General features: G+C 31.0%; 14 protein-coding genes. All 14 read left to right on the forward strand.

Annotation, left to right across the window (positions count from 1 at the left end; genetic code table 11):
* Nucleotides 1-19: 19 nt before the first annotated feature.
* The gene (locus BN8917_RS05105; RefSeq protein ID WP_066871504.1) at nucleotides 20-1159 is read left to right on the forward strand and encodes an acyl-CoA dehydrogenase; all 1140 of its coding nucleotides are present in this window, start codon (nucleotides 20-22) and stop codon (nucleotides 1157-1159) included.
* 17 nt (nucleotides 1160-1176) lie between these two features.
* A complete protein-coding gene (locus BN8917_RS05110; protein ID WP_066871507.1) occupies nucleotides 1177-1956 on the forward strand; it encodes an electron transfer flavoprotein subunit beta/FixA family protein in 780 nt (259 codons plus the stop codon).
* Nucleotides 1957-1976: 20 nt separating this feature from the next.
* The gene (locus BN8917_RS05115; protein WP_066871510.1) at nucleotides 1977-2984 is read left to right on the forward strand and encodes an electron transfer flavoprotein subunit alpha/FixB family protein; all 1008 of its coding nucleotides are present in this window, start codon (nucleotides 1977-1979) and stop codon (nucleotides 2982-2984) included.
* Nucleotides 2985-3081: 97 nt separating this feature from the next.
* Nucleotides 3082-3930, forward strand: a complete 849-nt coding sequence (locus BN8917_RS05120; protein WP_066871513.1) for a 3-hydroxybutyryl-CoA dehydrogenase — start codon at nucleotides 3082-3084, stop codon at nucleotides 3928-3930.
* Between the two features lie 228 nt (nucleotides 3931-4158).
* Complete coding sequence (locus BN8917_RS05125) at nucleotides 4159-5859, forward strand: ABC transporter ATP-binding protein (protein WP_066871516.1); 1701 nt, start codon at nucleotides 4159-4161, stop codon at nucleotides 5857-5859.
* 145 nt (nucleotides 5860-6004) lie between these two features.
* Nucleotides 6005-6565 (forward strand): phosphatase PAP2 family protein, encoded by a 561-nt coding sequence (locus BN8917_RS05130; RefSeq protein ID WP_066871519.1) that lies wholly within the window; start codon nucleotides 6005-6007, stop codon nucleotides 6563-6565.
* Nucleotides 6566-6795: 230 nt separating this feature from the next.
* The gene (locus BN8917_RS05135; protein ID WP_066871522.1) at nucleotides 6796-7995 is read left to right on the forward strand and encodes an iron-containing alcohol dehydrogenase; all 1200 of its coding nucleotides are present in this window, start codon (nucleotides 6796-6798) and stop codon (nucleotides 7993-7995) included.
* Between the two features lie 117 nt (nucleotides 7996-8112).
* Nucleotides 8113-9003, forward strand: coding sequence for a sulfide/dihydroorotate dehydrogenase-like FAD/NAD-binding protein (locus BN8917_RS05140; RefSeq protein WP_066871525.1), 891 nt, complete (start codon nucleotides 8113-8115; stop codon nucleotides 9001-9003).
* The gene (gene gltA / locus BN8917_RS05145; protein WP_066871528.1) at nucleotides 9003-10391 is read left to right on the forward strand and encodes an NADPH-dependent glutamate synthase; all 1389 of its coding nucleotides are present in this window, start codon (nucleotides 9003-9005) and stop codon (nucleotides 10389-10391) included. The genes BN8917_RS05140 and gltA overlap by 1 nt, the downstream gene beginning before the upstream one ends.
* Before the next feature lie 502 nt (nucleotides 10392-10893).
* Nucleotides 10894-11196 carry an urease subunit gamma gene (locus tag BN8917_RS05150; protein ID WP_066871531.1) on the forward strand — a complete coding sequence of 101 codons (303 nt, stop codon included), beginning with the start codon at nucleotides 10894-10896 and terminating at the stop codon, nucleotides 11194-11196.
* A gap of 25 nt (nucleotides 11197-11221) precedes the next feature.
* Nucleotides 11222-11533, forward strand: coding sequence for an urease subunit beta (locus BN8917_RS05155; protein ID WP_066871534.1), 312 nt, complete (start codon nucleotides 11222-11224; stop codon nucleotides 11531-11533).
* Nucleotides 11534-11563: 30 nt separating this feature from the next.
* Nucleotides 11564-13279, forward strand: a complete 1716-nt coding sequence (ureC, locus tag BN8917_RS05160; protein WP_066871537.1) for an urease subunit alpha — start codon at nucleotides 11564-11566, stop codon at nucleotides 13277-13279.
* A gap of 83 nt (nucleotides 13280-13362) precedes the next feature.
* Nucleotides 13363-13818: an urease accessory protein UreE gene (locus BN8917_RS05165; RefSeq protein ID WP_066871540.1), complete on the forward strand. Its 456-nt coding sequence runs from the start codon at nucleotides 13363-13365 to the stop codon at nucleotides 13816-13818.
* On the forward strand, nucleotides 13811-14515 hold the full coding sequence (locus tag BN8917_RS05170; protein WP_066871543.1) for an urease accessory protein UreF: 705 nt from the start codon (nucleotides 13811-13813) through the stop codon (nucleotides 14513-14515). The genes BN8917_RS05165 and BN8917_RS05170 overlap by 8 nt, the downstream gene beginning before the upstream one ends.
* The last annotated feature ends 14 nt before the right edge of the window (nucleotides 14516-14529 follow it).

Here is a 14529-nt window from a genome sequence, read left to right on the forward strand (position 1 = left end):
ATAAGGGGAGGCTAAATTAATGAATTTTGAATTAACTGCAGAGCAAAAATTAATGAGACAAATGGTTAGAGATTTTGCTATAAATGAGGTTAAACCTATAGCTGCTGAAATAGATGAAACAGAAAGATTTCCTATGGAAAATGTGAAAAAAATGGCCAAGCTTGGCTTAATGGGAATTCCTTTTTCAGACGAGTTTGGTGGAGCAAATGGTGATACATTGTCATATATAATAGCTGTTGAAGAATTATCAAAAGTATGTGGAACAACTGGAGTTATTCTTTCAGCTCATACATCTTTATGTGCATCATTAATAGACCAATTTGGTAATGCTGCTCAAAAAGCTAAGTACTTAACTCCACTTGCAAAGGGCGAAAAACTAGGAGCTTTTTGCCTTACAGAACCAGGTGCGGGTACAGATGCAGCAGGTCAACAAACTGTTGCTAGATTAGAAGGAGATAATTATATTCTAAATGGAAGTAAGATATTTATAACAAATGGTGGAGTAGCAGATACATTTATAATTTTTGCTATGACAGATAAGAGCCAAGGAACTAGAGGAATATCAGCTTTTATAGTTGAAAAAGAATTCCCAGGATTATCAGTTGGTAAGGTTGAACAAAAAATGGGTATTAGAGCTTCGTCTACAACTGAAATAATAATGGAAAATTGTATAGTTCCAAAAGAAAACTTAATTGGTAAGCTTGGAAAAGGCTTTGGTATAGCAATGAAAACTCTTGATGGAGGTAGAATTGGTATAGCAGCTCAAGCACTAGGAATAGCAGCTGGAGCTTTAGAAGAAGCAGTAAATTATACAAAGGAAAGAAAACAATTTGGAAGATCACTTTCAGCATTCCAAGGTCTTCAATGGATGATGGCAGATATGGATGTTAAAGTTGAAGCAGCTAGAAATTTAGTTTATAAGGCAGCGTGGCTTAAAGAAAAAGGACTTCCATATTCAGTTGAAGCAGCAAGGGCTAAATTATATGCAGCAGAAGTAGCTATGGATGTAACAACTAAGGCTGTTCAAATATTTGGAGGATATGGCTATACTAAAGAATATCCTATTGAAAGAATGATGAGAGATGCAAAAATAACTGAAATTTATGAAGGAACATCAGAAGTTCAAAAGATGGTTATTTCAGGAAGTCTGTTAAGATAATTTAGGGGGATTAAAATATGAATATAGTAGTTTGTTTAAAACAAGTACCAGATACAACAGCTGTTAAGATAGATCCTGTAACAGGAACATTAATTAGAAATGGAGTTCCATCAATTATTAATCCGGAAGATAAACATGCTTTAGAAGCAGCATTATGTTTAAAAGATGAATATGGAGCAAAAATAACTGTAATTAGTATGGGACCACTTCAAGCAAAGGATGCTTTAAGAGAAGCTTTATGTATGGGAGCGGATGAAGCAATATTAATTACTGATAGAGCATTTGCTGGAGCTGATACACTTGCAACATCAAAAGCTTTAGCTGGAGCTATAAAGAAATTAGATTATGATATAATTTTTGCCGGAAGACAAGCTATAGATGGAGATACAGCTCAAGTTGGGCCAGAAATAGCAGAACATTTAGGAATTCCTCAAGTAACATATGTTCAAGATGTTAAAGTTGAGGAAGATGGATTATTAATAAATAGAGCATTAGAAAATGGATATGAACTTATAAAAGTTGAAGGGAAAGTTCTTTTAACAGCAATTAAAGAGTTAAATGAACCAAGATATATGCATGCTAAGTATATTTTTGCAACAGCAAATAAGGAAATAATAACTTGGACAGCTGATGATATAGATGTTGATAAAGCAGAACTTGGACTTAAAGGATCACCTACAAAGGTTAAGAAATCAATGACTAAGGAAGCTAAGAGTTCAGGAGAAATAATAAATAAGTCAGCAGATGAAGCAGTAACTTATATTATGGCAAAATTAAAAGAAAAACACTATATCTAGTTTAAGGGGGAGAATTTATTATGAATTTAGCAGATTATAATGGAGTTTGCGTATTCGCTGAACAAAGAGAAGGGGTTATGCAAAAAGTTTCTTTAGAAATTTTAGGTGAAGGAAGAAAACTTGCAGATAAGCTAGGAACAAAGCTAATAGCTTTAGTTTTAGGACATGAAATTCAAGGAATGGGTAAAATTCTTGGAGAATATGGAGCAGATGAAGTTTTAGTTGTAGATAATCCATTACTTAAAGACTATACAACAGATGGATATACAACAGCTATTTGTGAAGTTTTAAATGATATAAAACCAGGAATATTTTTCATAGGAGCTACATTTATAGGTAGAGATTTAGGGCCTAGAGTAGCTGCAAGACTTTCAACAGGACTTACAGCTGATTGTACAAGTTTAGATGTAGATGTTGAAACTGGTGATCTTCTTGCTACAAGACCAGCATTTGGTGGAAACTTAATGGCTACAATAGCTTGTCCAGATCATAGGCCACAAATGGCAACAGTAAGACCAGGAGTTTTCTCAAAGCTTCCTGCTAATAATAATGGATATACTGTTTCAACTATTCAAGTAAATCTAAAGGATTCAGATATTAGAACTAAGATAGTTAAAGTAGTAAAAGAAAATAAAGATATAAAAGATATTTCAGAAGCTAGAGTTCTTGTTGCTGGTGGAAGAGGAGTTGGATCAAAAGAAAACTTTGATATGTTAAAAGCTCTTGCAGATGAGTTTGGTGGTTCAATTGCAGCTTCAAGAGCAGCTATAGAAAAAGGTTGGGTAGATAAAGATTATCAAGTTGGACAAACTGGTAAAACTGTTAGACCTAATATTTATATAGCTTGTGGTATTTCAGGAGCTATTCAGCACGTTGCTGGAATGCAGGATTCAGATTTAATTATAGCTATAAATAAAGATGAATCTGCACCTATAATGAAAGTTGCTGATTATGCGATAGTAGGAGAAGTTTCAAAAGTAGTACCAGAGCTTATTAGTCAACTTAAAAATATTAAAGAAGCAATGTAGAATTTATTCAAATTTTGATTATGGTATAAAACAAAATTAATATAAGAAAAGAGTTTGAGTTTAAACTCTTTTCTAAAAATATTTGGGGGTATTGAGAATGAAGAAGATTTTTGTACTTGGTGCTGGAACAATGGGAGCAGGCATAGTTCAAGCTTTTGCTCAAAAAGGATATGAAGTTATTGTTAGAGATATAAAACAAGAATTTGTTGATAGAGGAATAGCTGGAATTGAAAAGAGCCTTACAAGACTTGTTTCTAAAGAAAAGATAACAGAAGAAGCTAAAAATGATATGCTTTCAAGAATTTCAGGAACAGTAGATATGGAAATGGCTAAAGATTGTGATTTAGTTATTGAAGCTGCTGTTGAAAATATGGATATAAAGAAATCTATTTTCTCAGAGTTAGATAAAATTTGTAAACCAGAAACAATACTTGCTTCAAATACATCATCATTATCAATAACAGAAGTTGCATCAGCGACAAATAGACCAGATAAAGTAATTGGAATGCATTTCTTTAATCCAGCTCCAGTTATGAAACTTGTTGAAATCATAAATGGTATGGCAACATCAAAAGAAACTTTTGATGCTGTTAAAGAAGTTTCTGAAAATATCGGTAAGTCACCAGTAGAAGTTGCAGAAGCTCCTGGATTTGTAGTTAATAGAATTCTTATTCCTATGATAAATGAAGCCGCTGGAATATTAGCTGAAGGAATAGCTTCAGAAGAAGATATTGATACAGCTATGAAACTTGGTGCTAATCATCCAATGGGACCTTTAGCTTTAGGGGATTTAATAGGACTTGATGTATGTCTTGCTATCATGGATGTTTTATATAAAGAAACAGGAGATAGTAAATATAGAGCACACAGTCTTTTAAGAAAGTATGTTAGAGCTGGATGGCTTGGAAGAAAATCAGGAAGAGGATTCCACAATTACGCTAAATAAAAATTAGGTAAAGTTAAATTAGATTGAAGTATTATAGAAGCTATCAGTGAAAGATAGCTTCTTTTATTTATTATATAGAAGATATTATTTTTAATTAGTAAGGTATAGCATATAATTAAATATTACAATCAAATTTTAAATACTTGATAACTATTATTTGTTAAAATTGATAATCATTACATGTTAGGTTATAATTTATATAAGATTAATCAAACTAAGGGGGAAAATATGATTAAGGAATTTATAAAATATTATAAACCACATAAAAAATTATTCATATTAGATATTTTGGCTGCGTTTCTTATGGCTTTATGCGATTTAGTTTATCCTATGCTTACAAGAAATATTATGAATGATGTAATACCTAATAAAAATCTAAGATTATTATGGGTATTTTCAATAATTTTATTTTTTATATTTATATTTAAGGCAGGACTTAATTATTTTATGCAGTATCAAGGGCATATTTTAGGGGTTAGAATGCAAGGGGAGATGAGAAAAGATATCTTTGTGAAGCTTCAAAAACTACCTAATAAGTATTTTGATGATAATAAGACTGGTGTTATAATGTCTAGAATTATAAATGATTTAAATGAAATATCAGAACTTGCGCATCATGGACCAGAAGATTTATTTATATCAATAGTACTTATATTAGGTTCTTTTGGAATTTTACTTTCTATAAATATAGAGCTTACTTTAATTATTTTTGCAATTTTACCAATAGGGATTTTCTTTACTTTAAGACAAAGAAAGAAAATGATAAGTGCTTTTAGAGATACTAGAATCAAAACAGGTGAAGTTAATGCAAGAATAGAAAATAGTATATCTGGAATTAAAGTAACAAAATCTTTCTCAAATGCTGAATATGAGATAGATAGATTTGAGGATTGTAATAATGTATTTAAGCTTGCGAGAATAAAGGCTTATAAAACTATGGCTGAATATTTCTCAGGAATGTTTTTATTTATAGATTTATTAGAATTAATTGTTTTAATAGGTGGAGGATACTTTACTTACATTGGAAGAATAAATATTGGTGATTTTGTAGCCTATATATTATATATTAAGATGTTTTTACAACCTATTAGAAAACTTATAAACTTTAATGAGATGTTACAAGATGGTATGACAGGATTCCAAAGATTAAATGAGATAGTTACTGAATCAGAGGAAGAAGAAAAAAGAACAGCAAAAGAGCTTAAAAATGTTAAGGGTGAAATAACAATAGAAGATTTAAGTTTTAATTATGATGGAGTTAATGATATTCTCAAAGATTTTAATTTAAAAATAGAAGCAGGAAAGAAAATTGCTTTAGTTGGATCTTCTGGTGGAGGAAAAACTACTTTATGTAATTTAATTCCTAGATTCTATGAATTTGATAGTGGAGATATAAAAATTGATGGAATTAGTGTTAAGGATGTAACTCTTGAATCACTTAGAAATAATATAGGTATAGTTCAACAAGATGTATTTTTATTTACTGGAACTATAAGAGAAAATATAGAGTATGGAAAATTAGGAGCTACTGATGAAGAAATTATAGAAGCGGCAAAGAAGGCTTGTCTTCATGATTTTGTTATGTCTCTTGAAGATGGATATGATACTTATATTGGTGAAAGAGGAGTTAAGCTTTCAGGAGGACAAAAGCAAAGAATATCTATAGCTAGAGTATTCTTAAAGAATCCTTCAATATTAATATTAGATGAAGCAACATCTGCACTTGATAATATTACTGAAGGTGAAATACAAAAATCATTAGAAGACTTAAGTAAAAATAGAACAACATTAATAGTTGCTCATAGATTATCTACTATTAGAAATGCTGATGAAATAGTTGTTATTGGTAAAGAGGGAATAATCGAACAAGGAACACATGAAATGCTTATGGATAACGAAGGATTTTATAGTACTTTAAACAGTATTTAATAAAAGGAAAAGTATTTTTTGTTAAAAGTTTAGATTTTATATTAACAATATAGACAAGCTGTTAAAAATAATATAATATACTTATAGACAATAAGTGAAAATTCATTAAAGGTTTAAACAAAAGAGAAATTTGGGAGGAAACAATATGGATGCAGCAACTCATAGTAGCATTATGTATACATTTCAAGATATGCATACACCAGTTTTGAATACTATAATGCTATGGATTACTAGAATAGGAACAGATGGTCTTATATGGTTAGTATTAGGATTAATATTCTTAATAACAAAAAAATATAGAAAAGCAGGATTTATGATGTTCTTTGGATCATCAATAAACTTTGTTTTAGTAGAAGTTTTAAAACACATAGTTAAGAGACCAAGACCATTTATGACACTTCCAGGTCTACATGTAATAGGGCCTGTGCCACATTCTTATTCATTCCCTTCAGGACATGCATCATCAGCATTTGTAGGGGCATTTATAATAGCTTATTACTTTAGAGCATGGGCAATACCAGCATATGCACTTGCAGTAGCTATAGCATTTTCAAGAGTGTACTTATTAGTTCACTATCCATCAGATGTTATAGGTGGAGCTATTATTGGAACAATAAGTGTTATATTAGCATTCTTCTTCTATAGAGTTATACTTAAACGCTGGTTTAATGGAATTCTTAGGGGACTTGGAATAGAGAAAAAATAATTAAGTTTAAATAATTAGGACTGTTTCAGATAAATGAAACAGTCCTTTTAATTTATTTTTTATGTTTATAATAATTAAAAAATCTTATCATAATCATAAATCTTTATAAAAAATAGTAAAAAATTTTAAAATTTTGGATAAATTGAATAAAATTTTATATTAAAGAGGATATATATATAATGAAATAGAATAATTAATGTGAAAAAAATTATGTTTAAGAGGGTTGATTTATGAAGAGATTTACTTTACCAAGAGATATATTTTTTGAGAAAGGCTCATTAGAACAATTAAAGACTTTAGAAGGAAAAAAGGCTGTTATAGTTATTGGCGGAGGTTCAATGAAAAGATTTGGCTTCCTAGATAAGGTGTTAAATTACTTAGAAGAAGCAAATATAGAAACAAAGATAATTGATGGCGTAGAACAAGATCCATCAGTTGAAACAGTTTTTAATGGTGCTAAAGTTATGAGTGAATTTAATCCAGATTGGATTATAGCTATGGGAGGAGGATCACCAATAGATGCTGCAAAAGCTATGTGGGTATTTTATGAACATCCAGAAAAAACTTTTGATGATATAAAGGATCCATTTACTATTCCAAAGCTTAGAAATAAAGCAAAATTTCTTGCTATACCATCAACTTCAGGTACAGCAACAGAAGTAACAGCATTTTCTGTTATAACTGATTATAAAACAGGAATTAAATATCCTTTAGCTGATTATAATATAACTCCAGATATAGCAATTGTAGACCCAGAACTTGCAGAAACAATGCCACAAAAATTAGTTGCTAATACAGGTATGGATGCTTTAACTCATGCTATAGAAGCTTATGTTGCTGGATTACATTCTGCATTTTCAGATCCTTTAGCTATGGAAGCTATAGAAATTATAAGAGATAATTTAATTGATTCTTATAATGGAGATATGAAAGCAAGAGAAAATATGCATTATGCTCAATGTCTTGCTGGAATGGCATTCTCAAATGCTTTATTAGGAATTACACATAGTATGGCTCATAAATCAGGAGCTGTATTCCATGAAGAAGGTAAAGAAGAAAATGAATTAAAACATATACCACATGGTTGTGCTAATGCAATATATCTACCATATGTTATAGACTTTAATAAAAAAGCTTGTATGGATAGATATGCAAAGATAGCAAAAAGATTAGAATTAAAAGGTAATACTGATGAAGAGTTAGTTGATTCATTAACAGCTATGATAAAAGATATGAATGTTAAGATGAATATTCCAGAAACTATAAAGGAATTTGGAATTAATGAAGATGAGTTTAAAGCTAAAGTAGAATTAATTGCTGAAAGAGCAGTTTCAGATGCTTGTACAGCATCCAACCCAAGGACTATTAATAAAGAAGAAATGAAAAAATTATATGAAGCTACGTTCTATGGAACAAAAGTAGATTTTTAAAGTTTTGGCATTAAGAGTTTTCTCTTGATGCCTTTAATATATTTGTGATATCAATATTGAATAAAAAATGTAAAAAATGTATAATTTTAATTAATTATAAATATAGGGGGAATTAAGGTGTTTAAAATTACTAAAAAGCAAGAGTTAGCACAAAATATATATCTTATGGATATTTTAGCTCCAAGAGTAGCTAAATCTGCTAATCCAGGTCAGTTTGTAATTGTTAAGATTAATGAAACGGGAGAGAGAATCCCATTAACTATTTGTGATTATGATAAAGGGGAAGGAACTGTCAGTATAGTTTTTCAAACAATAGGTGAATCAACTAAAAGGATGCAAGAACTTGAAGTTGGTGATGAATTTAAAGATTTTGTAGGACCTTTAGGTAGACAATCAGAGCTTATTGATGAAAATTTAGAAGATTTAAAAAATAAAAAAATATTATTTGTAGCAGGCGGAGTTGGAACAGCACCAGTTTATCCACAAGTTAAATGGTTAAATAAAAATGGGGTAAAAGCTGATGTTATAGTTGGAGCAAAAAATAAAAATATGCTTATTTTAGAAAATGAAATGAGAGAGGTTGCAGGTAATTTATATATAGCGACGGATGATGGTTCTTATGGTAAAAAGGGACTTGTAACTAATTTAATAGAAGACTTAGTTATTAATGAAGGTAAAAAATATGATTTAGTAGTAACTATAGGACCTATGATAATGATGAAATTTGTTTGTCTTCTTACTAAAAAATTAAATATTCCTACTATAGCGAGTCTTAATCCTATAATGGTTGATGGAACTGGTATGTGTGGAGCTTGTAGAGTAACTGTAGGAAATGAAGTTAAGTTTGCTTGTGTTGATGGACCAGAATTTGATGGGCATTTAGTTAACTTTGATGAAGCTATGAGAAGACAACAAATTTATAAGACTGAAGAAGGAAGAAAAATACTTAAAGAAGCTGAAGGTGATACTCATCATGGTGGATGTGGAAACTGTGGAGGTGAAAATTAATGGCTGTAAATTTAAATAGAACTCCTGTTAGAGAACAAGAAGCTAAGGTAAGAGCTAATAATTTTAAAGAAGTTTGTCTTGGATATGATTTAGACTTAGCAATAAATGAAGCTAGAAGATGTTTAAACTGTAAAAATCCTAAATGTGTAGGAAATTGCCCAGTAGCTATTGATATACCAGGTTTTATAAAAAATCTTAAAGATGGAAATATAAAAGAGGCAGCAGAAGTAATAGCTAAAGCATCAGCTCTTCCAGCAGTATGTGGCAGAGTATGTCCACAAGAAGTTCAATGTGAAGGGAAATGTGTCTTAGGCATAAAAGGAGAAGCTGTTGCTATTGGTAAGTTAGAAAAATTTGTTGCAGATTACGTTAGAGAAAATAATATAGAGCTTGATATAGAAATTAATAAAAATAATAAAAAAGTAGCAGTAGTAGGAAGTGGACCAGCTGGACTTACTTGTGCTGGGGATCTTGCAAAGATGGGATATGATGTTACAATATTTGAAGCTTTACACGAAGCGGGTGGAGTTTTAGTTTATGGTATACCAGAATTTAGATTACCTAAAGATTCAGTAGTAAAGGCTGAAATAGAAAATGTGAAGAAATTAGGAGTTAAAATAGAGACTAATGTTATAGTAGGAAGAACAGTTACAATTGATGAACTTTTAGAAGAAGAAGGTTTTGAAGCAGTATTTATTGGATCAGGTGCTGGACTTCCAAAGTTTATGGGTATAAAAGGTGAAAATGCAAATGGAGTATTTTCAGCAAATGAATTTTTAACAAGAAATAACCTTATGAAAGCATATAAAAATGAATATGATACTCCTGTTAAAATAGGTAAAAAAGTTGCAGTTGTTGGTGGGGGAAATGTTGCTATGGATGCTGCAAGAACTGCTTTAAGACTTGGAGCAGAAGTTCATATAATTTATAGAAGAAGTGAAGAAGAATTACCAGCAAGAAAAGAAGAAGTACATCATGCTAAAGAAGAGGGAGTAATATTTGATGTTTTAACTAATCCAATTGAAATTATAGAAGATGAAAATGGTTGGGTTAAAGGAATGAAGTGTATCAAAATGGAGCTTGGAGAGGCTGATAGTTCAGGGAGAAGAAGACCAGTACCTGTTGAAGGGTCAGAATTTATTATGGATATTGATAATGTAATTATGTCTCTTGGGACATCACCAAATCCTCTAATAAGCTCTACAACTAAAGGTCTTGAAACAAATAAGTGGGAGTGTCTTGTAGCAGATGAAGAAAGTGGAGCGACATCAAAAGAAGGAGTATTTGCAGGGGGCGATGCAGTTACTGGAGCAGCAACTGTTATTTTAGCAATGGGAGCAGGAAAAAAAGCTGCAATAGGTATAGATAAATATATTAAAAATAGGTAATGGAAATACTTTCTTGTAAAAGAAATAATGATTATAAAAAACAGATTTTTTATATTATAAAAAGTCTGTTTTTTTGTTATAAAATGATAGTTTTTTGTTGTAAAAAGATAAATAATAACACTAGCAGAATATTTTAAATAAAGGTGAAATTTATATATTGTTTATCAATTCCTAGTAATAAATATTATCTTTTATTAAAAAAGCTAAATTTAAATAAAAAGTTAAAATTATGAGACCTATTTAAATAATAAAATAAAAACAATCGAAATTTGACGAATTTAATACAAAAAGGTATTATTTATTCATAAACTAATTCAAAATTTGAGTTGGGTTAAATTATATTAATAATCGATAATTTAAAAGAATAATAATATTTCTTTTGGATAAACTATTTTTGAATTAATTTAGAACTTAAATTTTTTTATAATTTAGTAATTCAATTTTAAATTATGTTTTTTTAAGTTATTGTTGAGTTAATGAATTTAAAAAGGAGGAATAATCAATGAAGTTTACATTAAGAGAGCAAGAAAGACTTATGATGGTTGTTGCAGCTGATGTAGCTAAGAGAAGAAGAGACAGAGGATTAAAACTTAATTACCCTGAATCAGTAGCTATAATCACTGATTTTATAACAGAAGGTGCTAGAGACGGTAAAACTGTTGAACAATTAATGTCAGAAGGAAGAGAATTAATTAAGGCTGAAGAAGTTATGGAAGGTGTTCCAGAAATGATTCACTCAATTCAAGTTGAAGTTACATTCCCAGATGGAACAAAGCTTGTAACAGTTCACGATCCAATACAATAATTTTAAAAAAAAGGAGGTTTCAATGATGATACCAGGAGAATACATTTTAAAAGATGAAAAGGTAGTAATGAACGAAGGTACAACAAGTATTAAACTAAGAGTTGTAAATACAGGAGATAGACCAGTTCAAGTAGGATCACACTATCACTTTGCAGAAGTTAACACAAAGTTAGAATTCGATAGAGAAGCAGCATACGGTAAGAGATTAGATATACCATCAGGTACAGCTGTAAGATTTGAACCAGGTGATGAAAAAGAAGTATCTTTAATAGATATCCAAGGTTCAAGAAGAATATTTGGATTAAATGATAAGGTTAACGGACCATTAGATAAATAATTTAAAATATATAAAGAGGAGGTCAATGTCATGAGTTTTGAAATGAATAGAAAATCATATGTTGATATGTTCGGACCAACAGTAGGAGACAGTTTCAGACTTGCAGATACAAACTTATTTGCACAAATAGAAAAAGATTTAACAAAGCATGGAGATGAATGTAAGTTCGGTGGTGGTAAGACACTTAGAGCTGGTATGGGAGTTAACATAACAGAATCAAGAAACAACCCATTAGTAGCTGATTTAATTATTTCAGGAGCTACAATCATAGACTACACAGGAATATACAAAGCAGATATCGGTATCAGAGATGGAAAAATCATGGCTATCGGTAAAGGTGGTAACCCAGACATCATGGATGATGTAGACTTTATAGTAGGGGTTGCTACAGAAGCATTAGCTGGAGAAGGATTCATCATAACAGCTGGTGGTATAGATACACACGTTCACTACATCAACCCAGATGAAGTAACTGTAGGTTTACAAGGTGGTATCACAACATTATTCGGTGGTGGAACAGGTCCAGCAGACGGATCAAACGCTGTTACAGCAACACCAGGACCATTCAACATCAAGAGAATGTTAGAAGCAGCTGAACATTTACCAGTAAACATAGGTATATTAGCTAAAGCTGGAGCACACGATGATGCACCAGGAGTAGAACAAATTGCAGCTGGAGCAGCTGGATTCAAGGTTCACGAAGACTGGGGTGCAACAAGAGGATGTATCGATAAGGCTTTAGAAATGGCTGATAAGTATGATATACAAGTATCAATCCACACAGATACATTAAATGAATATGGATTCTTAGAAGATACAATAGATGCTATAGCAGGAAGATGTATCCACACATTCCATACAGAAGGAGCAGGTGGTGGACACGCACCTGACATCATAAAGGCTGCTCAATACAACAACGTATTACCAGCTTCAACAAGTCCAACATTACCATACACACATAACACAATAGCAGAACACTTAGATATGTTAATGGTATGTCACCACTTAGATCCAAAAATACCAGAAGACGTAGCATTTGCTGATTCAAGAATCAGACACCAAACAATCGAAGCTGAAGACGTATTACACGATATGGGTGTAATAAGTATGACAAGTTCAGATGCTATCGCTATGGGAAGAATCGGAGAAGTTGTTACAAGAACATGGCAAGTTGCTCACCACATGAAGAACCTAAGAGGACCTTTAGAAGGAGACAGCGAATATAACGATAACAACAGAATCAAGAGATATGTTGCTAAGTACACAATCAACCCAGCTATCGCTCAAGGTGTAGGAGAATACATCGGATCAGTTGAAGTTGGTAAGTATGCTGACTTAGTATTATGGACACCACAATTCTTCGGAGTTAAGCCAGAAATGATAATCAAGAAGGGTCTTATTTCTATGGCTGTTTCAGGTGATCCAAATGCTTCAATCCCAACAATTCAACCAAGAATCTTAAGAAAGATGTACTATGCAGAAGGAAAAGGAATTGCTCAATCATGTATAACATTCGTTTCAAAACTTGCATGGGAAAACGGAATCAAGGAAGAATTAGGTCTTGAAAGAGAAGTATTACCAGTTAAGGGAATTAGAAACCTTACTAAGAAGGACATGAAACTTAACGATGCTACTCCTAAGATAGAAGTAGATCCACAAACATACATCGTTAGTGTTGACGGAGAACCAATAGTAGCTGAACCTGCTACAGAACTTCCAATGACACAAAAGTACTTCTTATTCTAATAGATAATCTATCTGGCATAGTTTTGTATAAAACTATGCCAGATGTTTATAATAAAGATAATTGATGTAGGAGGTATTTTACTATGATATTAAATAAAATTTTAGGAAATATAAATGATGATATTGATACTCAAGGATTACATGTTGAAAAACTATACTTAAGAAGTGATGAACTTTTAAAGAGAATCAATAGAGTTGTTTCAGATCATGGTCATGAATATGGTATTTCAATAGATAAAGGTGAAGTATTAAAGGATGGAGATATCCTATACAAAGATGAAAAGAACATGGTTGTTGTTAGTGTTAAATCAGATGACGTACTAATAATTAAGCCAGAAACTATAACAGAAATGGGAAGAATTGCACATAATTTAGGAAATAGACATTTACCAGCTCAATTTAGAGACGGTATGATGATTTTAGAATATGATAAACTAGTTGAAGATTTATTAAAACAAGAAGCTATAAAATATTCAAGAGAGCATGTTACGCTTGAAAAGGCGTTTAGGCATGTCGAGTTCGGTCATAAACATGTATAATAATGATGTTAATATATTAGAAATTTTAAATATGATGCAATTATGTGATTCTAACTTCCCAGTGGGATCATTCAACCATTCATATGGAATGGAAAACTATCTAAGAACTGGAAAAGTTAATAGTGCAGAAACATTAAAAATATGGATAAAAGCTTTCTTAAAAGATTCATTTAGTCAAAATGATGCTTTGGCTATAAGATTTGTTTATGAAAGTATTGATAATAATACTATAGACAAAATATGGGAACTTGATACATGGATAACAGTACAAAGTGTTGCTATGGAAACTAGAAACGCTGGTAAACTTGTTGCTAGAAGAATGTGTGAACTTCTTTTAGATTTACATGAATCAGATTTATTAGAAGAATATAGTAGAAAAATTAAAAATAAAGAGGCTTATGGACATCCAGCTATAGCTTTTGCAATATTAATGCATAAATTAGAAGTACCATTAAAGAGAGCTACAATGTACCATATGTATGCAACAGTATCTACATTAGTACAAAATGCAGTTAGAACAATACCACTTGGTCAAAAAGATGGTCAATTAGTTCTTAAAGAGTTTTCAGATGATTTTGAAAGATTATATTCTTACATATCAACTTTAACAGAAGATGATTTTGGTGCGAATGTTCCAGGTTTAGAAATGGCACAAATAAAACACGAAACACAAATATTTAGATTATTTATGTCTTAATAATTTGTTTAAAT

Origin of the sequence: Clostridium mediterraneense (assembly GCF_900091705.1) — a bacterium.
In the GTDB taxonomy this organism is placed as follows: domain Bacteria; phylum Bacillota; class Clostridia; order Clostridiales; family Clostridiaceae; genus Sarcina; species Sarcina mediterraneense.

Excerpts from the sequence above, each read along its gene's own strand:
- BN8917_RS05130 (WP_066871519.1), top strand. The coding sequence starts at position 6,005 with ATGGATGCAGCAACTCATAGTAGCATTATGTATACATTTCAAGATATG.
- BN8917_RS05105 (WP_066871504.1), top strand. The coding sequence starts at position 20 with ATGAATTTTGAATTAACTGCAGAGCAAAAATTAATGAGACAAATGGTT.
- BN8917_RS05120 (WP_066871513.1), top strand. The coding sequence starts at position 3,082 with ATGAAGAAGATTTTTGTACTTGGTGCTGGAACAATGGGAGCAGGCATA.
- BN8917_RS05150 (WP_066871531.1), top strand. The coding sequence starts at position 10,894 with ATGAAGTTTACATTAAGAGAGCAAGAAAGACTTATGATGGTTGTTGCA.
- BN8917_RS05115 (WP_066871510.1), top strand. The coding sequence starts at position 1,977 with ATGAATTTAGCAGATTATAATGGAGTTTGCGTATTCGCTGAACAAAGA.
- BN8917_RS05110 (WP_066871507.1), top strand. The coding sequence starts at position 1,177 with ATGAATATAGTAGTTTGTTTAAAACAAGTACCAGATACAACAGCTGTT.
- BN8917_RS05155 (WP_066871534.1), top strand. The coding sequence starts at position 11,222 with ATGATACCAGGAGAATACATTTTAAAAGATGAAAAGGTAGTAATGAAC.
- BN8917_RS05135 (WP_066871522.1), top strand. The coding sequence starts at position 6,796 with ATGAAGAGATTTACTTTACCAAGAGATATATTTTTTGAGAAAGGCTCA.
- BN8917_RS05170 (WP_066871543.1), top strand. The coding sequence starts at position 13,811 with ATGTATAATAATGATGTTAATATATTAGAAATTTTAAATATGATGCAA.
- BN8917_RS05125 (WP_066871516.1), top strand. The coding sequence starts at position 4,159 with ATGATTAAGGAATTTATAAAATATTATAAACCACATAAAAAATTATTC.
- ureC (WP_066871537.1), top strand. The coding sequence starts at position 11,564 with ATGAGTTTTGAAATGAATAGAAAATCATATGTTGATATGTTCGGACCA.
- BN8917_RS05165 (WP_066871540.1), top strand. The coding sequence starts at position 13,363 with ATGATATTAAATAAAATTTTAGGAAATATAAATGATGATATTGATACT.
- gltA (WP_066871528.1), top strand. The coding sequence starts at position 9,003 with ATGGCTGTAAATTTAAATAGAACTCCTGTTAGAGAACAAGAAGCTAAG.